This window comes from Terrisporobacter othiniensis, assembly GCF_000808015.1.
Classification (GTDB): Bacteria; Bacillota; Clostridia; order Peptostreptococcales; family Peptostreptococcaceae; genus Terrisporobacter; species Terrisporobacter muris.
On the sequence record NZ_JWHR01000155.1, the window covers coordinates 1 to 21,811 of the forward strand.

At 30.1% G+C, this 21,811-nt stretch carries 18 protein-coding genes and 1 riboswitch; of the genes, 6 read left to right on the forward strand and 12 right to left on the reverse strand.

Translation table 11 applies throughout. The annotated features are described in order from the left end of the window. Positions 1–416 precede the first annotated feature (416 nt). From QX51_RS17960 to QX51_RS19715, 5 genes are all read right to left on the reverse strand, one after another. A complete protein-coding gene (locus QX51_RS17960) occupies positions 417–668 on the reverse strand; it encodes a Mor transcription activator family protein (protein WP_039681277.1) in 252 nt (83 codons plus the stop codon). A 114-nt stretch (positions 669–782) separates the two neighbouring features. After that, positions 783–1,535: an ATP-binding protein gene (locus QX51_RS17965; RefSeq protein WP_052233158.1), complete on the reverse strand. Its 753-nt coding sequence runs from the start codon at positions 1,533–1,535 to the stop codon at positions 783–785. 8 nt (positions 1,536–1,543) lie between these two features. Next, positions 1,544–2,680: a phage replisome organizer N-terminal domain-containing protein gene (locus QX51_RS19705; RefSeq protein ID WP_052233159.1), complete on the reverse strand. Its 1,137-nt coding sequence runs from the start codon at positions 2,678–2,680 to the stop codon at positions 1,544–1,546. Between the two features lie 10 nt (positions 2,681–2,690). Continuing rightward, positions 2,691–3,518 carry an antA/AntB antirepressor family protein gene (locus tag QX51_RS19710; protein WP_052233160.1) on the reverse strand — a complete coding sequence of 276 codons (828 nt, stop codon included), beginning with the start codon at positions 3,516–3,518 and terminating at the stop codon, positions 2,691–2,693. 129 nt (positions 3,519–3,647) lie between these two features. Beyond that, complete coding sequence (locus QX51_RS19715) at positions 3,648–4,178, reverse strand: helix-turn-helix domain-containing protein (protein WP_052233161.1); 531 nt, start codon at positions 4,176–4,178, stop codon at positions 3,648–3,650. A gap of 293 nt (positions 4,179–4,471) precedes the next feature. On the opposite strand from QX51_RS19715, the gene QX51_RS17990 reads away from it, so the two are divergent. The 3 genes from QX51_RS17990 (at position 4,472) to QX51_RS21700 (ending at position 5,230) form a co-directional block, all read left to right on the forward strand. Beyond that, entirely contained in the window at positions 4,472–4,693 is a 222-nt protein-coding gene (locus tag QX51_RS17990; protein WP_039681278.1) for a DUF1659 domain-containing protein, read from the forward strand. A 148-nt stretch (positions 4,694–4,841) separates the two neighbouring features. Next, positions 4,842–5,066 carry a DUF2922 domain-containing protein gene (locus tag QX51_RS17995; protein WP_039681279.1) on the forward strand — a complete coding sequence of 75 codons (225 nt, stop codon included), beginning with the start codon at positions 4,842–4,844 and terminating at the stop codon, positions 5,064–5,066. Between the two features lie 14 nt (positions 5,067–5,080). Next, positions 5,081–5,230, forward strand: coding sequence for a YvrJ family protein (locus QX51_RS21700; protein WP_074429723.1), 150 nt, complete (start codon positions 5,081–5,083; stop codon positions 5,228–5,230). Between the two features lie 235 nt (positions 5,231–5,465). Here QX51_RS21700 and QX51_RS18000 read toward each other — a convergent pair whose 3' ends face one another. From QX51_RS18000 to QX51_RS18010, 3 genes are all read right to left on the reverse strand, one after another. Then, positions 5,466–6,416 (reverse strand): hypothetical protein, encoded by a 951-nt coding sequence (locus QX51_RS18000; protein ID WP_039681280.1) that lies wholly within the window; start codon positions 6,414–6,416, stop codon positions 5,466–5,468. 13 nt (positions 6,417–6,429) lie between these two features. Next, positions 6,430–7,638: an MFS transporter gene (locus tag QX51_RS18005; protein ID WP_039681281.1), complete on the reverse strand. Its 1,209-nt coding sequence runs from the start codon at positions 7,636–7,638 to the stop codon at positions 6,430–6,432. Between the two features lie 226 nt (positions 7,639–7,864). Then, positions 7,865–8,155: a hypothetical protein gene (locus tag QX51_RS18010; protein WP_330376107.1), complete on the reverse strand. Its 291-nt coding sequence runs from the start codon at positions 8,153–8,155 to the stop codon at positions 7,865–7,867. Between the two features lie 252 nt (positions 8,156–8,407). Here QX51_RS18010 and QX51_RS18015 point away from each other — a divergent pair, with 252 nt between their 5' ends. After that, positions 8,408–9,085 (forward strand): manganese catalase family protein, encoded by a 678-nt coding sequence (locus QX51_RS18015; RefSeq protein ID WP_039681282.1) that lies wholly within the window; start codon positions 8,408–8,410, stop codon positions 9,083–9,085. 303 nt (positions 9,086–9,388) lie between these two features. Here QX51_RS18015 and QX51_RS21490 read toward each other — a convergent pair whose 3' ends face one another. The 3 genes from QX51_RS21490 to QX51_RS18025 all read right to left on the reverse strand — a co-directional run bounded on the left by QX51_RS21490 (position 9,389) and on the right by QX51_RS18025 (position 11,270). Then, positions 9,389–9,520, reverse strand: a complete 132-nt coding sequence (locus QX51_RS21490) for a hypothetical protein (protein ID WP_257560786.1) — start codon at positions 9,518–9,520, stop codon at positions 9,389–9,391. A 115-nt stretch (positions 9,521–9,635) separates the two neighbouring features. Continuing rightward, complete coding sequence (locus tag QX51_RS18020; RefSeq protein WP_039681283.1) at positions 9,636–10,760, reverse strand: TraB/GumN family protein; 1,125 nt, start codon at positions 10,758–10,760, stop codon at positions 9,636–9,638. A 150-nt stretch (positions 10,761–10,910) separates the two neighbouring features. Then, complete coding sequence (locus QX51_RS18025; RefSeq protein ID WP_039681284.1) at positions 10,911–11,270, reverse strand: hypothetical protein; 360 nt, start codon at positions 11,268–11,270, stop codon at positions 10,911–10,913. Positions 11,271–11,982: 712 nt separating this feature from the next. Here QX51_RS18025 and QX51_RS18030 point away from each other — a divergent pair. After that, positions 11,983–12,459, forward strand: a complete 477-nt coding sequence (locus tag QX51_RS18030; RefSeq protein ID WP_330376108.1) for a cupin domain-containing protein — start codon at positions 11,983–11,985, stop codon at positions 12,457–12,459. A gap of 342 nt (positions 12,460–12,801) precedes the next feature. Next, positions 12,802–15,003, forward strand: a complete 2,202-nt coding sequence (katG, locus tag QX51_RS18035; protein WP_039681286.1) for a catalase/peroxidase HPI — start codon at positions 12,802–12,804, stop codon at positions 15,001–15,003. Between the two features lie 56 nt (positions 15,004–15,059). On the opposite strand, the gene QX51_RS18040 is transcribed toward katG, so the two are convergent. Beyond that, a complete protein-coding gene (locus QX51_RS18040) occupies positions 15,060–21,458 on the reverse strand; it encodes an NPCBM/NEW2 domain-containing protein (RefSeq protein ID WP_052233163.1) in 6,399 nt (2,132 codons plus the stop codon). Between the two features lie 176 nt (positions 21,459–21,634). After that, positions 21,635–21,719, reverse strand: a riboswitch (cyclic di-GMP riboswitch). Positions 21,720–21,811 lie beyond the last annotated feature (92 nt).

The window sequence follows — 21,811 nt, forward strand, 5'->3', positions numbered from 1 at the left end:
TCTGAATACTTATAAGTAAAAAATCAATAAAATTTTTATTTACTTTATATATTTTAATAACATACTATTTCTTTCTAATATATATGATTTATGATGTTACAAAAAATAAAAAACAAACACCTTTTTAATTCTAGTGTTTGTTTTTTATTAATTCTATACTTAATGAGGGTAGCATATTAATTTTAACTACAAATTAATATGCATATAGCTTTAATAATATTATTTTTTAAAAGTAATGCTTATCGTAACATTGTTTAGCACTAGCAATATTATTAAAAAATATATCATAGCTACCCCCCTATATTCATTTTTATTTTACTATATTATATTTTAAAGTATAAAATTCAGAACTGTAATTTCCAAGATACTATATTCCAAAAAAGTATTATAAGCACTTTGTACAGCCTCTCTCCCTCTTACTTCCCTTTCAACAAATGCCTCATCTGAGCATAAGAAAGATCATACTTCTTCCTAATCATCTCGCCATTCTTCCCATTGTACTCTTTCACAATCTTCCTATTCCTATCATAAATCATCAAATTCTTATACATAGGTATATACAGATTAGCCCCTCCATAAAACCTGGCAACCTCTACAAACTTGTCCATACCAATAATATCAATCAAATTATGCAAACTTACAGGAACATCCTCTTTATATATTTCCATACTTTCACTCCTTTATATAAATAAATTTTAATATTATTTCCTACTAGGTAATTATATCTTATTATACTTTCTGCAATGTATTTTCAAGTACTTCTATATGCCCTCCTACTTCACCTAATACATCTCAGCTCTTAGATTTCTCAGCCTATGATTATCACTATTTCCATCAAACACTACCACATTTTCTCTTGCCATTTCCACAATTCTACTCCCCACAGCTTCATCAAAATCTAGAATTTCCTCCACACTTTTCTCTGTGGAAATAATCATGGGCTTTTCTTGCAAATATCTGGTGTTTATTATTCTATAAATATAGCTAAGATCAGCTGGCGTGGCCTTTCCTTTTAGAAAATCGTCCATAAAAAGTACGGTGGGGTTTGTGTATTTTTCCATTTCCCTCATGTGATTTTCCTCGTCGTTGATACTTTGTTTCAGATTTACCATCATGTTGTTATACTCCACGTATCTACAGGTCACATTATCACTTATAAGTTTGAGCATAGACGCTATTCCCAGGTGAGTTTTACCCGTGCCTGGTCTTCCACAAATAAGCAAAGAGTCCTTGTTTTCTTTAAAATTTAAACAAAACTTCAGTACTTGGCTTTTGGCTTTTATTTGATATTGATCTTCACAGACATAATTTGCAAAGGTCTTTTTCTTAAAAGCTGAGCTTAGTCCGCATTTTTCTAGCTTTTCAAAGACTTGTTTCTTTGCTAAACATTGACAGGGAATGGCCACATCACAGTTGTTTTCTCTTGTTTCAAAAATATAACCTCTGTCTCTGCACTTTGGACAGTTGTAGCTATCTGGAACAAGTGTGGCACTTTCCATAAGTTTTTTTGCCCTTTTTAACAAATTTTTATCCATTTTTCCCCCTAACTAACACCCAGCTTCTTTTCTAAATCATTCATTTCAGCTAACATTTTTTCATCAATTTTCTCTTTTTTGCTGGATTTATTTTTTAGTTTATGTTTTTCCAAATCATTTTCTACTGCATATTTGTTTCTGTTTGCCATTTCCATCTCTTTTGTTTTTAAAGCTTCCAGTGTGTAGATATTTTGATCATGCCATTTCTTGATTATACCCTTCAAATAAGCTGGGTTCACGCTGCTTTTATCTATGCAAATTTCTATGGCTCTTTTAAACAAAGCCCACTCTATCTTTTCTGACAACTCTATAAAATAGTTCCTATTGGCAGGATAAATAGGCCCTATGTTTTCCTCATAAAGCTTAATTATTTTTGATAAGTTTTCACTTACAGACTCATCTACACACTCATTCACTAATTTGTTTTGTGATTTTTTATTTTTCTTTTGTTTTTTATCTTTGTGAAATCCTTTATTTAAATCTATATGTAACTCTTTTTCTTTCTTTAACTCTTTGTCTAATTCTGTATCTATATATGGTGTTACATTTTTGTTACAAAAAGTTTCATCACCTTTTAAAGTGTCTTCTTCATTATTTATAATCACATTTACTTTTTTAGAAATTACTTTGTCTTCTTTCACAGTTCCTTTATCTTTTTCAGTAGATTTTTCCTCTTTTTTAGTAGCTCCTTCTACTTTTTCACTAAATCCTTCCTTTTCTTTAGTCGGTCCTTCTACTTTTTCAGTAGATCCTTCATCTTCTTTATATAAATCTTCCTCTTTTTTAGTTTCTCTGTGTTTTCTTACACGCTTAGCAGTTTCACTTTCACGCCCAGTCAGCTCATTTACTTGCAACAAAAGAAACTCATCAGAGGATACACATTCCATAAGATTAGCTCTTTCCAAAAAGTCCACCGTTGCTTTTACATCTTCCACCTTCTCATCAAGCAACAAAGCCAGCTCTTCTTCAAAAGTATCTTGCAAATTATCAAAGAAAAGTTTGCTCTCATTTTTCAAAGAGTGCAAAAGCATCTTTTGATAAATAATTATATAAACTGCTCCTTTTTCCATATTTCTTAAAATTTTTATTTCCTTTTGTCTGAAGAATTCATCTTGTATTTTTAACCAAAAATAAGTTTTCGCCATTTTATCCACCTCATTCTAATAATTTCACTTCTTTTATCACATTTTCATTAACTAATAAATTTCTAAAAAATTCCCTTCCTTTGGGATTTATCAAAGTTTGCACACCACTATGACCACTTTCACAGCTAAATTCTTTCATATGAAAACAATCCATAAATTTTGCATAGGGCTTAATATTTCCTTTTTTATCTCTGTAACAGTAGTTACTTAAAAGCAACCAATTTACCAGAAGATTTTCCCTCACACCAAATAGCTTTGACGTATCCCTAAAATTTGTGTTTAAAGTTCTGCTCTTTTCTTCCTTTATATATGTAGATTGTGCTACAGTATCATCAGTTGAAATAGGCTCTATCATATAACCATCATAATCAGAGCTTCCCATATTCACGGAATCTTTACTATTCATAAAGTCTTCACTGTAGTTACTATAGTTATTAGTGTGGTTACTATAATCAGTGTAGTTTCTCATACTTCTTCTCGTTATCTCCAGCAAGCTTCCCAGTGCCACTTGAGCAGATTTTAATTTTTTCTCCACATTTATCAAATACCTTCTTGCTACCTTTCCTTTTTCACTTTGCTGAAGTAGAGCTATTTCCTTTGCCATGTTTATGCTCATCATATAGTCAACTACTGTTTGCTCTCCTTGAGTAGTGAACACCTTTGTATAAGTTTTTTCATAGTCTTCACCTTCCACAAAACCATAGCCAATCATTTTTAAATACCATTGTTTAAAGTTTGTTTTTGTTTCTAAAAAGCTGTGATAACTTCTGGCACTTACTAAGACCTCACTTTCCTCTGTTATGGAAAATGGTATTAAATTATTCAAATTACATTCCATACTTCCCCTCCTTAAAATAATAGAGAGCTATCATATTAAAATTAGTATGACAGCTCTCTTAGTGTATTGGTTATTAAATTTTAAAAGATATATTATTATTAAAATATCATAATCTTATACTTCTTTAGATTAATTTATTAAATATTCCCAAAGACTCTTTAATATTGCCCAGTTGTCTACGCACTCACCCTTTAATTCCATATCATTTAAGTTTTCCTCATTGTTATGTAGTATCTTATCACAATACTCAATAGATTTTTCATGTTCATCAAGAGATTGATATATTATTCCACATCTAAACAGGTGCTCACTATCTCTATCAAAAATAATAGCTAAAGATAAATAAATATTTAAAGACTCTTCATACTTATTTTCAAAATATATCTTATCTACATTAGATAATTTATCTTCCACATTTTTGTCTATCTCTGAAATTTTGTCACTGGAATTCTCATCTTCTCCATGTAAATGAATATAATAATCTCTGTAAGTAATATCTAAATCTAAAGCCTTTGCAATAGCTTCAATATTATAGCTCCTTGGGTTACACCTTCTTGCTTCTATGTTTTTTATAGTACCCCTAGATACTCCAGATTTTTCAGCTAACTCCTCTACAGTATACCCCAACTCTTTTCTTCTTTGCCTAAAATCAATCCCCATAACTCATCCCTTTTCTTAATTAATTTTTATAATATAATTATACTAAATTTTTCAATTTAATAATGGTCAACTTATGGTCAATTTTGCTGAAATATAATTAACTTCTAACTATTCATTACATTTTAACCTGCTAATTTGCATATTCTTAAGAATTTTTCAGTTTTTAGTAAAATATTTTAATCATATATCTTTTCTCCTTTATTCTCACTTTAGTAATACCATATTATTAAAGGTTAACTTACCTATACTATAATGGGGAATTATCCTTAATATAAATTTAAGGAGGTAGTAAAATGGCAGTAGTTTCAACTCCCAATGCTTCTTCTATCAAGGTTAAATTTGATCATGGTACAGATTTAAACGGAGATAGAGTAATAAAGACAAAAACTTATTCTAGCATAAAATCAGGTGCTACAAATGATAATGTTATGTCCGTTGTAATTGCCCTATCAGACTTACAACAACATACACTATGTGGTACAAACAGACTAGATAACTCATCTTTATCTGAATAAAAGGAAGGCGCCAACGATATGTCTTTGCTATCGCTTCAGACAAATCCGTTGCTTAAAATTTGCTATGCTCATGGCGCCAACTAGTTACCTTCATTATCATTTCAGGTAACTCCGTTGCTTAAAAACATATTTTATAGGAGGTTAAATTATGGATGAAAAAAGACTTTTAATGACTTTTAAAAATACCTTAGGTAATAGCTTTACTATTACTGTAGATGATCCAAGGGAAGACTTGGAGGAACAAGAAATCATAGATGCTATGAACTTAATAAAAGACAAAAACATATTCCAACCAAAAGGTTATGACATAGCTACATGTGTTTCTGCTAAAGTAGTTGACTCTACAACTACTGAGTACGACTTAGAAGTTTAATCGAGGTGAGTTAAATGGCTGATTTACAATCTCTCATAGCTAATCTAGGTTTTCCCATAGCAATTTCTCTCTACTTGTTAGTTAGAATTGAAGGGAAACTACAAGCTTTGACAGATAGTATTAACGACCTGTCTCATAACATAATTAAAATAAAAGACAACTAAAAAATTCGCTTCGCTTAAGCCACTGCGTGGGCGCTCCACTTCATATCGCCAACGGCTTCGCCCGTTGCTCAAGTCACAAAGTTGGAAATTATATGTTATCCACAGAGCAGATAACATATAATTTCCTTCAATATAAAAAATAGCTATAGGAGATTAATCCTATAGCTATTTCTATTAGTTTTCATATCTTTTATACATCTATTTCTTTTTCCCTCAAAAATTTTTCTTCTATTTTTTATTCTATGGAGTCTTTACAAGCTTTTAATATCTTATCTATATTTTCTTTAGTATAATCAAGATCTCCATCTATACTCAGTACACTATTTTTATAAATAATTATACGCTCTTTATCCTCGCCCATAAATACTTTCTCTGCATTCCAATTTTTCAACTCTTTTTTATTATTGTTTTCTTTAATAATTGTGTAATTACTTACTTTATCATAAATGCTTTTGACACCTCTATCTAAAACCCATTTGTAGTCACTTGAAAAATACTCTATTTCTAAATAAGCTTTATCTTTTCGATCAGTATAATAAGTTTTATCTATTGTATCGTAAATAGTTTGACTAAAATAAACATCCTTTGCAAATATTGTTTTTCTTATTTCTAATTCATCCTCTGATTCACCTTTAATTTTATCATTTAGCTCATTTAAGCTTAAGTTTAAGCTAGTATTTGGTCTATCTTCCTTTGACATGGAGTTAGCTTTAATAGTAATAGCTAATAATATAGTTAATAAAACTAGTAATATAATTGCCTCCACTTTTTCATATTTTATTCTTTTTTTAACTGACTTAATTGGTATGCTATACTCATATTTCTCTTTAGATATATCTACTCTATATTTAAATAAGTAATTTATTTCTCTGATACACTTTATTAAACTCATTATGAGAAGTAGAATAGATAAAAATACCATAAATATTTTCCAATAACTTGTTACTGTATAGCAAAAACTTACATTATAAGAGTCATAAATATTAATAGTAAAAGTTGTAAGAATCATAAAATATACAAAGTTTATTGATAGCCCACTTTTCATAAAAGTTTTAAAATGTTTTCTATTTAATTTTTCTTTTTCAAATATCAAGTTTTCACTATCTTTATTTTTTAATTTCCAATTAGCATAATCCATTTGTTTTATGTAGTTTTCAATATCATCTCTTTTCCTCTTTTTTCCCATATTCAACCTCCTATTAGTCATTTACATTTTTTAAATTCTTAATCAACATCATTCCCACTGCTCCAACAATACAAATAACAGTAATTATCATCCAAGCCTGAAACATACCTAAATCATCTATTACACCACCCATTATCATAGGACCCATAGCATATCCTGCACCTGATATCATGGGAACAATGGAACTTATCCTTCCTCTGTGAGATGAAGGTGTATTATTTGCAATAAAAGCTTGGGCATTTGTTGCTATAAGGACTTCCCCAATAGTTAAAGCTAATGTTGCAGCAAAGAACAACACTTTATAATCTGCAAAAGCATATATGACAAAACTTAGTCCATACAACATTCCCCCAGCACTCATAATATTTAAGGTTCTAAATTTTTTAGTTAAATAAGTCAATATAGGTGTAAAAGTTATTACTATAAACCCATTGAACCCACCTAAAAATCCATAAAGTCTAGCTCCATTTTCCTGGAACAATTCCCCTAACTGAATAGGCAATGTAAATACCCACTGACTATATGCAAATTGATATAATAGCATCATTACAGGAAATAAAATAAGTATTGGTCTTTTTAAGATTACACTTAATGTTGATACTTTTAAATCTTGTTCTTCTTCATAATCCACTGCAACTTCCTTTTGTCTACTTGGTTCTTTTATGTATAATACAATTAATAAAAGAGCAACTATAGTAGTCAGAGCATCACCTATAAAAATTAAAGGTAAATAATCCTTATATAAAAATCCTCCAATTATAGGTCCTATGGAAAATCCTATGTTTACACCCATATATAATAAAGAATAAGAACTCTTTCTATTGCTTTCATTTGTTAAATCTGCATTTAGAGCATCATAGGCTGGCGTTGACATGGAATAAAAACAAGATGATAGTATCATGATTTTAGCCGTTGTGATTGATAGTGGAATAATTCCACAAATTATAAGCATTAAAATACCAAGTATCTGAAACATGGTTATTACTTTTTTTCTTCCTATTGTATCTGCCAATTTTCCACCTATTATTATGCAGGGCACTTGACATATTGCCATGAAAGTTACAAATTCCCCAGCTTCTCCTGCACTCATTCCCAGCTTTTGAGTAAGTATCAAAGACATCAAAGGTTGAACAAATGCACCTAATGAGTTGACTATTTTTCCTATAAACAGTATATATATTTCCCTGGGAAGGCCTTTGTAGGTATTCAATAAGTTTTTCATTTCATCCCCTCGCTTAATTTATGATTTCACTATTAAGTTTAGTTTACACAGGGCTACAACACAATTATTTTTATATTTTAAATTAGATTTTTCTTTCATAATCATTTTTTATAGGAAGATAAAATCCTTACAATGAAAAAATTCCCTCACAATATACTCCACTCCCATTCTTTGATTAAAAATCTAGTGATTGGTTACAGATCATACGAACTACTTTTTATAAATATTAATCTCTTTTGCTTATTTCATTTGTTATTAAAGATTTTGAAACATACATAGCTTTTATCATTTTTGTAAGTCTAGTGTGATTAGCTGTGCCTTTCACTGCTTTTAGGTGTGCTTTTTCACATTTGCTTATGATTGAAGATACTGGTGCTATGGATTTTTCCAGCTCTTCCTTTGTATATTTCTCTTCAATATTTTCATCTTCTATTAAAAATTTTGAAATATAAAGTGCTTTTATTCTATTTTTAAGAAGGGTGTTCTGAGATGTACCCTCTGCAAATTTGGGATGCATTTTTCACAGTTTCTTATAGATGAAGTTACCACTTTTAGTGCTTCTTTTAATTCTTCTTCTGTATATTGGTTCATATTATTTCACCTCAAGTTCCTATATATTATTCTTACTTATAATATCATAATATCAATCTAAATTTAATTATTTTAATTTATAAATCACATTTTATATTCTTCTTTTTATAAATTAAAAGAATACAAAATAAAGTACAGGTAAATATAATATTAGATATAAAAAAGGAGGTAAATTACTTTGTTTAAACATGATAAAGCACTATTACATGAAGTAAAAGTAGAAAAACCTAATCCTCAATATGCTGTTCTAATGCAAGAACAATTAGGTGGAGGAAATGGTGAATTAAAAGCTGCTATGCAGTATATGGCTCAAAGTTTTAGAATCAAAGATCCAGAAATTAAAGATTTATTTTTGGACATTGCATCAGAAGAACTTAGTCATATGGAAATGGTAGCGCAAACAATAAATTTATTAAACGGTCACGATGTGGACTATAAAGCAGTTGACTCTGGAGAAGTAGAAACCCATGTATTAACAGGATTATCTCCTGTATTAATTAATTCATCAGGAGCACCATGGACAGCAGATTACGTAACTGTAACTGGTGACTTAGTTGCTGATTTACTATCTAATATAGCATCAGAACAAAGAGCTAAGGTTGTTTATGAATATCTTTACAGACAAATAGAAGATAAACATGTAAGAGAAACAATAGATTTCTTGCTTAATAGAGAAGAAGCTCACAATGCATTATTTAGAGATGCTCTTAATAAAGTTAAAGATACAGGTTCAAATAAAAGCTTTGGTGTAACTGAAGATTCAAAAATATACTTTGATTTATCTACACCAGGACCTAACCATGATAGCAAAATGAATATTACTCCACCATCTTTTGAAGAACCAATAAAAAAATAAAAAATTAGTAGATGCGTTTAAGTTCTATATTTATAAGACATCTACATTTAAACATAAAAAGATATATTAAAAACCTAACAACAAAATAAGTTTTACAATTAAAACTTATTTTTCATATGAAAATAGCAACTATTTTCTAATATACAGAAATAGTTGCTATTTTTAATTTTAATTAGCTAAATAACAGCTTTATACTATTTGTTCAGATTCAAAATCATTGTCTTTTAATTTATTAAAATAATTATATACAGGTAATCCTAGTAAAGCTATTACAACACTACCTATTGACATTGCTCTATTAAATTAGCCTGCAAATAATAATTGGTTTATAATTACAAATAATCCACCACACATTGCAACAATAGGTATAAAAGGATACATAGGAACTTTATAAGGTCTATGTAAGTTAGGGTTATCTTTTCTAAGAAAACCCATGATAAAATTCCAAGACCTGGATCACCTCCAGTTAAATTAGTTAATTATTTTTTTATCACATGTTTTTTGTCTGTATTTGTAATAAATATCTACTATTAACTTTTTTATATCATATTTAATTATCTGGATAATATGTATGTGTTTTTGTAGAATCCTTCAATATATAAAGCCCCTGTATATAGTCACAAGTTACATTATCTTCCTTTGCCCCCTTGAATAAATATTCTTTTTTATAAAAAGGGCTATTTTTTCCACATAGTTCAACAAAAGTATCTTCTTTAATATTTTTAAATAAAGAATAATCAAAGAAATTATTACCAGGATAGTTACCTTCCTTGTTTTCATAAGCACATAATAAAGAATAAACTCTATTTTTTACAGGAGAAGACTTTCCATTAAGTAATATACCAAATCTCACTTCATCCTCACTTACATAATCAGTATTCATGTAATCTTGATATATGTGCTCACTTCCAAATTGCCCAAAGAACTTTTCACCCTTTTTTAATGAATATAAAGCAGAAAAGTTTCTCATCATTATTTTATCACGCATATCCTGACCACCACCACTTGGGTATAAATTTTCAATTCCATTTTCAAAGTATATAAATTTATCACCAAAGTATTCTTCACAGTCTTTTTTGTTTTCTTCGTAAGCTAATTTTAAGCTTTTAATAGCTCTTATGTCTTTATTTTTCACAAGAGTAATTGATTCTACCAAAGATTTTGGTACAGGCTTATTTTTATCTATTAAAACTTCTATACCATTTATGGCAGCCAATGAATCATGTTCCACATCAACTCCATACACATTTATTTTCAAATCTTCATCTAATTCTGAGTTGTATTTATATAACCATTTATAAAATTCATACTTTTCTCTAGTATATGCCATGGTTCCTTTTAATTTACTCATGTAAGATTTTAAGTATTCTTCATTGCCACTTTGTATATATTCATTTAATAAATATACACTGCAAACTCCAGCTTCTTCTATTATATTTTTAACTCCTGCTTTCTTATTTAAATACGTGAAAATTTCTTGCTTGAATTTATCACTCTTGGCAAAGGTGTGATTTTCTCCAGATAGAAATACATCATAATTATTCACATTTATTAAGTCAAATGAGTTGTTTTCTTTTATATATTTTTTTACTCCAATACTTTTATAAAAAATAGATGTTAGTATAACTATAAACACAAGTATAACTATCGTAGGTATTTTTATAGATTTCTTCATTAATATTTCCCCCATTATAATAATTTCCATAACAACTGTACAACTAAATTATACTATACCTTTTAACAAACTCCCGTAAAAAATATCCATGCACATAAGGGTGTACCTTTTTTCATACACCCTTAAAATCCTTTGAATTTCTAATCTTTTTCATTTTAATTTATATAGTTCATAATTTATAAGTTCTTTATTTTCATCTAAATTTTCGACTAACTTTAGCTTTATAAACTGACCAATCTCATAAGAATTAAATATTTCTTCATCATTTATCTCATACTTGTTATCTTCATATTCTAATTCAATAATACATGTATCTGGTAATCTATAGTCTTTGAAAGCATATCCCTTAAAAAATAGCTTGTTTACTATTTTCATCTCAACAATATCTTCTTCAATATATTTTATCTTCAGCTTTAAACTTCTTTTATATTTATAGCTTTTCACTTCTGTAAATAATAAATATAGTATTATTAAAATAATAATTATTGGCCAAAATAATTCCTCCATCATACAAGCTACACCCCTATAATATATATTATTTTTAAACTTGAAGTTTATCATGGTTAAATTTAAGATTATATACTATACCTACAAATCTGCTTATCATAAATAATAAATTTAAAATTCTTAATCAAGTTCACCAAAGAACCACAACTCACCTTCATAGCATAAATCCTCTTTATACTATAATTAATTGTATAAACTTTCTTCTTAATGATACAGGTGTTGTATAAGAATCAATAAATGCTTTAGACGTTGGCATATGTAAATGCCAAAATCCATATTATAAATCAATTTCAGGAAATACTGAGATTTATTCTAATTAATTTTCATTTATAGTATTATAAAGTAAAAATGTTACATAATATTTAATAAACTACAATTTATTTATTAACGGTGGATATTTATTTCATATAAAATTCAACCATTCAACCATAGATACTATCAATAGGCCTTAGGGTAGTGAGAGTCAAGAACTCATTTTGTTTAGGGCTACTTATCTTTAAATAAATAAATTATAGTTTTTATATAAATTAAGGGTGTATCAGTTTTGATACACCCTTTTAAACGAATGTATTTATAAATGTGGCATATAATTTTATAAAACGTATAAAAGGAGTGATTATTTTTGCAAAATATTACAAACCCATATCCTTATCCTCGTATCATGCCACAACAAATGTACAACATGTACCCCTATCCTTTCTGGGGGAACCAACAAATGTACAATATGTATCCATACCCTCCTTGGAGTAATACACCTGTATACAAGAGAAAGGAAATTAATTTAAAAGATTATGGTCCAAATCCACTCATAGTTAATATTGATCAGGCAACTACACAAAACAATACTTTCCGTACTGCTTTGTGGACAGGATCTGATTTACAAGTTACTTTGATGAGTATAGATGTAGGTGATGACATAGGTTTAGAAGTTCATACAGAAGGTGACCAGTTTATACGAATTGAAGAAGGTTATGCCCTTATAAAAATGGGTGATAGCAAAGATAATTTAAATTTTCAAAAACAAGCTAGGGATGATTATGCTATTATGATACCTGCTGGAAAATGGCACAATGTAATAAATATAGGAAATAAACCACTTAAAGTATATGCTATCTATGCCCCACCTGAGCATCCACCTGGCACAGTTCACCAAACTAAAGCAGATGCCGAAGCTACTGAGAACAGATATTAAATAATAAATAATTGTGTTTAATCAAGTTATTGAGATAACTTGATTTACTATAAATTAAGGGTGTATCATTTTTGATACACCCTCTTAAACTCAAAATACATCTCTTCTATTTTATATATAATTATATCTATACTGTTTTTCAACTTTATCATTTTATATTGTTTGTATACTTTCAAAAAAGTGTGATTAGTTATAAATTAAAAAATATTCTTTAGTATAAGCAAAAAATAATTTACATATTATGTAATAACATTGTAACACTTATGAGTTCAGATTTAAATTTTATAAAATTTCAATTATTAACTCTGGACTTACATTGAAATAAAGGAGGAATTTAATCTTATGGGAGACATGAGATGCCCGTTTACTGGAAGATCAATTCATGCTGTATCAGGAAATAGAACCTCTGATGAAGATTTATTAAACTTAAATATTCTTCATCAAAATTCAGAGTTAAGTAATCCGATGGGATCTAACTTTGACTATGCTAAAGAATTTGAAAAACTTGATTATTATGCCCTGAAAAAAGATTTATATAATTTAATGACAGATTCAAATGATTGGTGGCCTGCAGATTTTGGTAATTATGGGCCACTATTTATTCGTATGGCATGGCATAGTGCAGGAACTTATAGAATAGGTGACGGTAGAGGTGGCGCAGGTAATGGAGATCAGAGATTTCCACCAATAGGTAGCTGGCCTGATAATGCTAATTTAGATAAAGCTCGTAGGTTACTTTGGCCAATTAAACAAAAATATGGTGATAAAATTTCATGGGCAGACCTTATGATATTAACGGGAAACTGTGCTTTTGAAGTAATGGGACTTAAGACTCTTGGTTTTGGTGGTGGACGTGAGGATGTTTGGGAACCACAAGATATCAAGTGGGGTTCAACTGAACAGATGCTTGGAACTAACAAAATTGATGGTACAAATGAAATTCAAAATCCCCTTGCATCATCTCAAATGGGACTTATATATGTAAATCCAGAAGGACCAGATGGGAAACCTGATCCAGTTGGGTCTGCAAAAGATGTGAGAGAAACATTTGCTCGTATGGCCATGAATGATGAAGAAACTGTTGCACTTATAGCTGGTGGTCATACTTTTGGGAAATGCCATGGTGCAGCTCCTGCCACATACCTTGGTCCTGCTCCTGATTTTGCTCCTATTGAAAATCAAGGTCTTGGTTGGAAAAATAGTTATAAAACAGGTAATGGTATAGATACAATCACTAGTGGACTTGAAGGAGCATGGAAACCAAATCCAACAATATGGGATATGGGTTATTTTAAAACATTGTTCAAATATGAGTGGAAATTAGTTAAAAGTCCTGCTGGAGCTTATCAGTGGCAAGCACAAGATGTGGATGAGGAAGATATGATAATAGATGCACACGACCCATCAAAAAAACATCCTCCTATGATGACAACAGCTGATTTAGGTATTCGCTATGATCCAATATATAACCAAATCGCAAAAAATTATTTAAATAATCCAAGTAAATTTACCGATGATTTTGCACGTGCTTGGTTCAAATTAACACATCGTGATATGGGTCCTATTTCTAGATATCTGGGACCAGAAGTTCCTAGCGAAGAATTTATATGGCAAGATCCTGTGCCAAAAGTTGATTATGAATTAATCGATAAAGAAAATATTAAATATCTTAAAGGTAAGATTTTAGATTCTAATTTATCAGTGTCAGACCTTGTTTATACAGCTTGGTCATCTGCATCTACATTTAGAGTTTCTGATAAACGTGGTGGTGCAAATGGAGCTAGAATTTGTCTACAACCTCAGAAGCATTGGCAGGTTAACGAGCCTGATCAATTAGATAATGTTTTGCAGATTCTTGAGAAAATAATGTCCGACTTTAACTCCTCTCAGTTAAATTCCAATGAAGCGTGTTCTGTAAAAGTTAAGAAAGTATCTTTAGCAGATATGATTGTTCTTGGTGGATGTGCAGGTATAGAAAAAGCAGCAAAAAGAGCAGGGTATAAAATCAGAGTCCCTTTCACACCAGGTCGCACAGATGCATCACAGGAACAAACTGATGTTGAATCATTTTCTGTACTTGAGCCAAAAGCAGATGGATTTAGAAACTACATGAAATCAGATTATTCTAGCTCACCTGAAAAATTATTAATTGACCGTTCACAACTTCTAAATTTGACTGCTCCTGAAATGACAGTTTTGCTTGGTGGTATGCGTGTATTGAATACCAACTATAACAAATCCAACTATGGTGTTTTTACAAAAAGACCAGAAACCCTTACAAATGATTTCTTTGTAAATCTTTTAGATATGGATACTATTTGGCAGCCTACTTCACCTGAGGAGCAAATATTTGAGGGAAGTGATAGATCAACAGGACAATTGAAGTCGACTGGAACACGAGTTGATCTTGTTTTTGGTTCTAATGCTCAACTTCGTGCTATTTGTGAAGTATATGCCAGTGAAGGCTCTCAAGTTAAATTCTTGAAGGACTTTGTATATGCTTGGAATAAAGTAATGAATGCAGATCGTTACGATATAAAATAAAAAACTAAGGGTGTATCATTTTTTGATACACCCTTTTAAATTATTTCTTTAAAAATTTATTTAATTAAAACTAAGTTTATTAATGTCCCACTTAATTCATCATCTTCAAATGCTACATGAACTCCATAAATTCCTGCTTCTAAATTTGAAACATCTAAACTAACTTCTGTATCGTCATTAACAGCTTTTTCACTTAACACATTACCAGCTTTGTCTACTAATGTAACTTTTGTAGCTACATTCTCTCCTGCTCTGTTGTAAGCTTCTGTATTAACTGTAACAGTTCCATCAACTACTTTTAATTCACCAACTGATACAAATTGATTTGTAAAATTAGCTTTTTCTAATTTCTTTAACTGAGCTAATGGTCTAAGATCTTTTATCTCATTATATTCTGCTTCTATACTTACTAAATTCTTAGCATATTGTAATCCTTCTAAGTTAGTAACACCACTTAAACTTAATTTAGTTAAACTTCTCATATCACCAACAGTAAATCCTTCAGACTTACCTAAAAAACTAGATAAAGATTTAGCTAAATACTTGTCTGGTATATTTACAACTTCATCTAAGTTTACTACTGTTAATGCTTCAACTGATTTTTGTAGTTCTGCAGCTACATTATCTATAGTATCTTGACTAGAATTGTTATCTTCTAAAACTTTCTCTGCTTTAGCTAAAGCTATTTGCATTGTATTAAAAGATTCTTCTGTATAGTCATCTTCATTTAACTTTTTAGCTTCGTTTACTAATTTAGTTAATTCAGTTTTGTCTATTCTTGATTCATTTACAAAGTGTAATTTAGTATCACCAAAAGTTGCATGGTCAGAACCATTTCCGTTACCACCATCTTTAACGACTAACTTTAATTCTTTAGCATCTGCTAAATTTACTTCTACATATTTTTGTTTATCTTTAGCTCTCATTATGCCACTATCATAAGCTAACTTCCCGTCAACATATATTTCAAACTGTACTTGACCTACAGAATTATACATTGCTCTATCTACACCTATATAAGTACTGAATATATCTGCTTTTTTATCAGTTAAGTCATATATAACTGTACTTGTTGAATGCATTCCTAAACCTTTTTCATACTCAACTGCTTCGTTATTTTCACCTGTAAGTGTTAAATTTCTACCACTTATAGCTACATCCTTTTGTGCTTGTTTATAGTTATTAGATTGCTGCGCCCAATTGTGATCACTTAAGTAAGTGAAATCTTCCATGTTAACTACTTTTATACTTCTGGTAGCTACTGTAGTATTTCCATCAGAATCTTCTACTGTGTATTTTATTGGATATGTACCTACTCTATTAGTGTTAACTTTATCTTCTCCACTTATCTTAACCTTTTTAGTTATGTTTCCGTCTTCTTTATCCGTAGCTTCAACATTACCTACTACATTCTCTAAAGTTTCTCCCACTTTTATTGATTGAGAGGCATCTATATTTATCACTGGTTTAGAGTTGTTTCCTATTAACTTAGGTTCTACTATTATACCATGGTCATTAGCATCACTATCACCTGCTATACTAACTTCTATTCTAAGTTCTTTAACATCTGCTATATTTACCTTAATATGCTCTAAATCGTCAGTGTATCTCTTTGTATCTGTTTTTGCTAGAACTTTACCATCACCTATTATTTTGAAGTCTAAAGTAGTTCTACTATCTGCTTTACTAGAGTCTGTACCTAATTTAACATCTAGAGTATCATAACTATGCTCACCTAAGTTATATACTACATAACCATTTGCATGAAGTCCTATACCTTTTTTAAATTGTTTAGATATACCGTTTACTCTACCATATATATCCTTGTTGAATTTAGGAGAACCCCAACCAACCTTAACATCTTCGTGCTTTAAGTCACTTAGGTAAGTAAAATCACTTACGACTGTTACCCTAGTAGTATCAGTTATAGTAACTCCATCTTGAGTTATCTTATAAGTTACTTCATATTCACCTTTTCTAGATGTATCTACATTACCTTCTACTATTATATTATCAAGTTTGTTACCTTCATAATCAACAGCTTCTACATAATCTAGAGCATTGAAGTCTTCATTAAGCCCTATAACTATATCCTTTTGAGCTTCTAACTTAGGTTGATGTGCTTTAACACTTACAGCTTTTGCACTGTTTAAGTCGTTACTAAAAGCAACAACTTCATAAGTATGGTTAGTTCCTATCTTAGCTTCTTTATCTACATAAGTTTCTGTATTAGTAAATCCTATTAACTTTCCATCTCTATATATTTCGTATCCTAAAAGACTCTTATTATTTTCTCTATCTATTTCCATAGTTAAAGTTACATTTTCTTTATTTACTTTTGTATGTAATTTTAAATCTAAATTTTCATTAAATGTTTCACCGTCTTTTAAGTATTTGTTATCATTCATATACCATAACTTTTCAGTTGGTTTTGGATATTGTTTCATATGTTGTGCAGTTTCTTCAGTTACACGGAAACCATGTCTAGCAAAATGTTCAGTTAAATCCATTTGCATTACATTAGATGCTGCAATTGCCCATGCCTGATGCTTATTATCCCAGTTTCCACCACCCAATGAAGGGTTTGCTCTAAACTCTTGTTGTAATCTAGGCCAGAATGTTTCATCATATAACTGTAATTGCCATAATGGAGCTATGTGTTGTAAGTTAGTATAATCACTTTCTGGATACCAAAGGTTCTTTGAGTAATCTTCCCTTGTTACTTTAGGGAATATGTTATTTTGGTATTGGTTTTGTTGAGTGAATCTACTTGCCTTACCTTCTAATACTTCAAAGTGTAAAGGTAACATATTGTTTGTAACTTCTACTACACTCATTTTAGTAGTATCCATATTATGTCCTAATTCGTGCATTAGTCCCCAACCAGTGTTATATCCTAAAACTGCACCTTGCTCGTTTTGGTTGTAGCCTGTTATACCATTACCTGCATTCATAAATCCACCACCGTCTAGGTACTTTAACATAGAAACGTATCTATAGTTGAAGTCAGAGTTTACTTCGCTAGACTCATCAAATCCCCAGTATTTCATTGATTCTGCTAAGATATCATCTACCTTGTTTGCAGTATAACTAGGAAGTAAATTGTTCTTCTTATACCAATCTAAAGCATATGTAGCTCTAGTATTTACTAAGTTCTTTTTACTAAACACTTCAAATACATCTGGTAATGTAGGATCTTTTTTTAACTTTTCAGTATACTCTTCTAACTCTTTCATTATAGCTTCATCAGAATCTTCTCCTAATACGAAAGCAGGATACTCAAAAGCACCTTCTATTTTTATCTTAGGCATTCTAGATTGTTGTTCTTCTGTATATGGGTTAACAGTATATAACACACCTGAGTATGGAACACCTTCTCTAATTGTTGTACCAGATATTGTAGGCACTGTTATAACGTTCTTACCATTCTTTAAGTTTATGTTTATAGTACCATTATTTTGAACATCCATTTGTTTAAATACTAGATATGGTAATGGTTCACCTGGTTCTGCATCAACATAAACAGTTATCTTTTGCTCAGACTTAACTGCTAAACCTGTTGGTTGCCAGTCTTGGAAGTTCCACATTTGTCTTTTTTGAGATTCTTTTATAGAGTCTCCTCTAGATTCTAATTCGTACACATGTTCTTTAGATTGTTCAGGATTTTGAACTACATCTTTAGCTCTTTCTATATATTCCATTAATTCTTCTTTTAATGGATGTGTATTAACTTCTTTCTCTAAAGTTTCTATTTCTTCTATTGTGTCATATTCATCAACTAATTCATTCATTAAATCATTTGTAAACATGTTATAAACTTTATCTGCTATAGAATCTTGTTTTAAGAAAATTAATTCATTTAAAGTAGCCCAGCTTTGATCTCCTTTAATTACTCTTATTTTTAATCTTTGGAATTTAGTAGGCTCAAACTTTGCTTCAACTAAACCAGTAGTTTTGTCTGCTTTTGCGGTAGATACTAGTTTGAAGTTATCTCCTTTAGTTGTAGCAGAAGCATAAATTTCAAATTGTTCTAAGAAACCTTTTCTATCTGATTTTCTAGCACCATAAGCTATTCTATCTATAGTTACAGGGTTTATAAATTCTACAGTAACTTCATTTTTCCAATCTTCTTTATTAGATGTATTAGTTTCCCAATATGTATCTAAATCACCGTCTATGGCATTATCTATTTTCATAGTAGACCATTGTCCACCGTTGTTAGATATTTTCTTTATATTCTCTCTCTTTATAGCATATTGTTCCATATACTCTTTGTTGCTGTAATGGTTAAACTTTTTAGTTTTACTTGCAGTTGCTTCAACTTCGCCTTGTTCAACCAAAGCCTTAGCATTGTCTATATCTTCTTTAAAATCATCGTAGAATGGATGTACTTTAACTTCATCTTCTAATTTATTTAAAGCTTCCATATTAGCAAATTCTTCGCTTACAGTATTCATAGTTTCGTCTGTGAATAAGCTAGCCATTTTATCTATAGCTGGGTCTTGTTTATATAAACCAAACTCATAAGCTAGTGCAAAGTTTTCATAAGCTTTAGTATATACAAATTTAACTCTTCTAGCTTCTGTCGGATTAAACTTTATAGAAACTGAATCATTAGTTCTACTTGCTCTACCACTTGTAACCTTTTGGAAAGTATCACCTTCTAAAGTTTTAGATACATATATATCAAACTCTTCTGCAAAACCTCTAGCTCTAGGTGAAGTGTAAACTACCTTATCTATAGTTTCTAGTTTGTCTAATGTCATTGTAACTTCATTAGTGTGGTTTTCGTTATTTGTTTTATTTGAATGCCACGCAGTTTCAATATTACCATCTATTGCTCTTGCTATTACTTCATTAGCATAGTGACTTCCGTTAGTAGTTATGTTTACTATACGCTTATTATCTATTTTATAAGTCTTGTCATACTCTGCTAACTCAAGTGAACCAAACTCTTTAAATTTGGATACTCTTGCATCCACATATGTAACTTTCTTATTTTCAAGTATTAATCTAGCATCATTTATACCTTCTTTATATAAATTATATAAAGGGTGTGTCTCTAACTCTTTAGCAAACTGTTCTAGTTTATCTGTAGAATTGAACTCACTACTTACTTCATTTTTCTTATCATTTGTAAATAATGTAGCGTACTTTTCACTTAATTCATCTTGCTTATATAATCTCATTTCTGAAGCAAACGCTCTATTACTGTTACACTCATTAAATACTAATTTAACTCTCTTAGCCTTTGTAGGAGCGAACTTGAATTCAACCATATCACTTGTTACATTAGCTTCTCCAGTTGCTACTTTTTGGAAAGTTTGCCCTTTAGAAGTTTCTGAAACATGTATTTCAAACTTAGTAGGGAATCCCTTGCTATTTACACTTCTAGCTTTATAAGCTAATCTATCTATGGTTTGTGCTTCATCTAAAGTTAAAGTTATTCCATTTGTGAAATCTGTACCGTTGCTTCTGTTAGTTTCCCAATGTGTATTAGGGTCACCATCAAACATATATTCATATTTAGTTCCTGAATATATTCCACCATTAGCTTCTACTTTAGTTATTTTATTTGTTGGTATCATAAATTTTTCGTTGTAAGCATCTTGATATTCTGTACCATGTGCAGTTAATTTAGATACTTTAGCTATACCACTTTCTAGTTTTTCACCTTCTAATATAGTTATAGCATTATCTATATCTTCCTTGAAGTTTGCATAAAAGGGATGATCTTTAGCTTCTTCTTCCAAGGCTTTAAGATCTTCTATGTTAGCAAATTCAGGGTTAACTTCATTCATGTTATTATCCGTAAAAATGGTTTCCATTTTATCTAAAGTTTTATCTTCTTTATAAAACCAAAACTCAGAAGCACTTGCCCAACCATCATGAGCATCAGAGAATATGAACTTAACTTTCTTAGCTTCTACTGTGTCAAATCTAAATTCAACCATATCTCCAGTTACTTTAGTACTTGCAACTTCACCTACTAGCGTGTAATCTGATTCATTTGAATCTGCTACTAATATTTGTGCAACTTTAGGATAACCTTTAGGTTTTGCACCATCTTGTCTAGTAGCATAAGCTAATCTGTTTATTTTTTCAACGTTTTCAAATTCAAACTCTACCTCATTTTTAAAGTCTGCTTTATTTTCTTTTCCTGTTTCCCAATGAGTTTCTAGCTTACCATCTATAGCGTTAGTTATAATACTTTGATTATATTTACCGCCATTATTAGTTATAGATTCTACATTTACTTTATAAGCTTTATTATAACTAGGGAAATTTTCATAATTTCTTATTTTGAAATTCTCCACTGTCATATTTTTGCTTACTTCTTTTTCTATGCTTGCTACTTTGTTTCTTATAATTTCATCTGCAAAAACATTTATTGCAGGCATAGTATTTGTAGCTATTATAGACATAGCCACTATTGATGCTATTTTCCTCTTCATTTTTCCCTCCTGATTGATCTCCCTCAGAAGTACATTAAATTTGCATGTTTTAAATTGCAATAAAAAAAGTTGCTCAAAAAGAGCAACTTAATATAGACTTGATAATTTAATATTTTCATGCAAATACCTGCAGTAATATTAACTATAAATCTTAAAACAAAAAGTATAATGTACTCTTTGGCAACTGGCTGACATAGTTTTAAAACCTTAGTCCCTATAGCTTTGCGTCCCTATGTTTCCATAGGTTTGCCTATTGAATTTTCAACAAAAATTTTATCATATTATAGGTTTTTTTGTCAATTATTTTCCAAATTTTTTTATTTTTTTATTTATATTTATAGTAAGTCATATAA

Coding starts and splice junctions, on each gene's coding strand:
- QX51_RS19715 (WP_052233161.1), bottom strand. CDS start 4,178: ATGGGGATTGATTTTAGGCAAAGAAGAAAAGAGTTGGGGTATACTGTA.
- QX51_RS18000 (WP_039681280.1), bottom strand. CDS start 6,416: ATGGGAAAAAAGAGGAAAAGAGATGATATTGAAAACTACATAAAACAA.
- QX51_RS17990 (WP_039681278.1), top strand. CDS start 4,472: ATGGCAGTAGTTTCAACTCCCAATGCTTCTTCTATCAAGGTTAAATTT.
- QX51_RS18020 (WP_039681283.1), bottom strand. CDS start 10,760: ATGAAGAAATCTATAAAAATACCTACGATAGTTATACTTGTGTTTATA.
- QX51_RS18005 (WP_039681281.1), bottom strand. CDS start 7,638: ATGAAAAACTTATTGAATACCTACAAAGGCCTTCCCAGGGAAATATAT.
- QX51_RS17960 (WP_039681277.1), bottom strand. CDS start 668: ATGGAAATATATAAAGAGGATGTTCCTGTAAGTTTGCATAATTTGATT.
- katG (WP_039681286.1), top strand. CDS start 12,802: ATGGGAGACATGAGATGCCCGTTTACTGGAAGATCAATTCATGCTGTA.
- QX51_RS18030 (WP_330376108.1), top strand. CDS start 11,983: ATGTACAATATGTATCCATACCCTCCTTGGAGTAATACACCTGTATAC.
- QX51_RS19705 (WP_052233159.1), bottom strand. CDS start 2,680: ATGGCGAAAACTTATTTTTGGTTAAAAATACAAGATGAATTCTTCAGA.
- QX51_RS21490 (WP_257560786.1), bottom strand. CDS start 9,520: ATGGGTTTTCTTAGAAAAGATAACCCTAACTTACATAGACCTTATAAA.
- QX51_RS18010 (WP_330376107.1), bottom strand. CDS start 8,155: ATGCATCCCAAATTTGCAGAGGGTACATCTCAGAACACCCTTCTTAAA.
- QX51_RS18025 (WP_039681284.1), bottom strand. CDS start 11,270: ATGATGGAGGAATTATTTTGGCCAATAATTATTATTTTAATAATACTA.
- QX51_RS18040 (WP_052233163.1), bottom strand. CDS start 21,458: ATGAAGAGGAAAATAGCATCAATAGTGGCTATGTCTATAATAGCTACA.
- QX51_RS19710 (WP_052233160.1), bottom strand. CDS start 3,518: ATGGAATGTAATTTGAATAATTTAATACCATTTTCCATAACAGAGGAA.
- QX51_RS21700 (WP_074429723.1), top strand. CDS start 5,081: ATGGCTGATTTACAATCTCTCATAGCTAATCTAGGTTTTCCCATAGCA.
- QX51_RS17995 (WP_039681279.1), top strand. CDS start 4,842: ATGGATGAAAAAAGACTTTTAATGACTTTTAAAAATACCTTAGGTAAT.
- QX51_RS17965 (WP_052233158.1), bottom strand. CDS start 1,535: ATGGATAAAAATTTGTTAAAAAGGGCAAAAAAACTTATGGAAAGTGCC.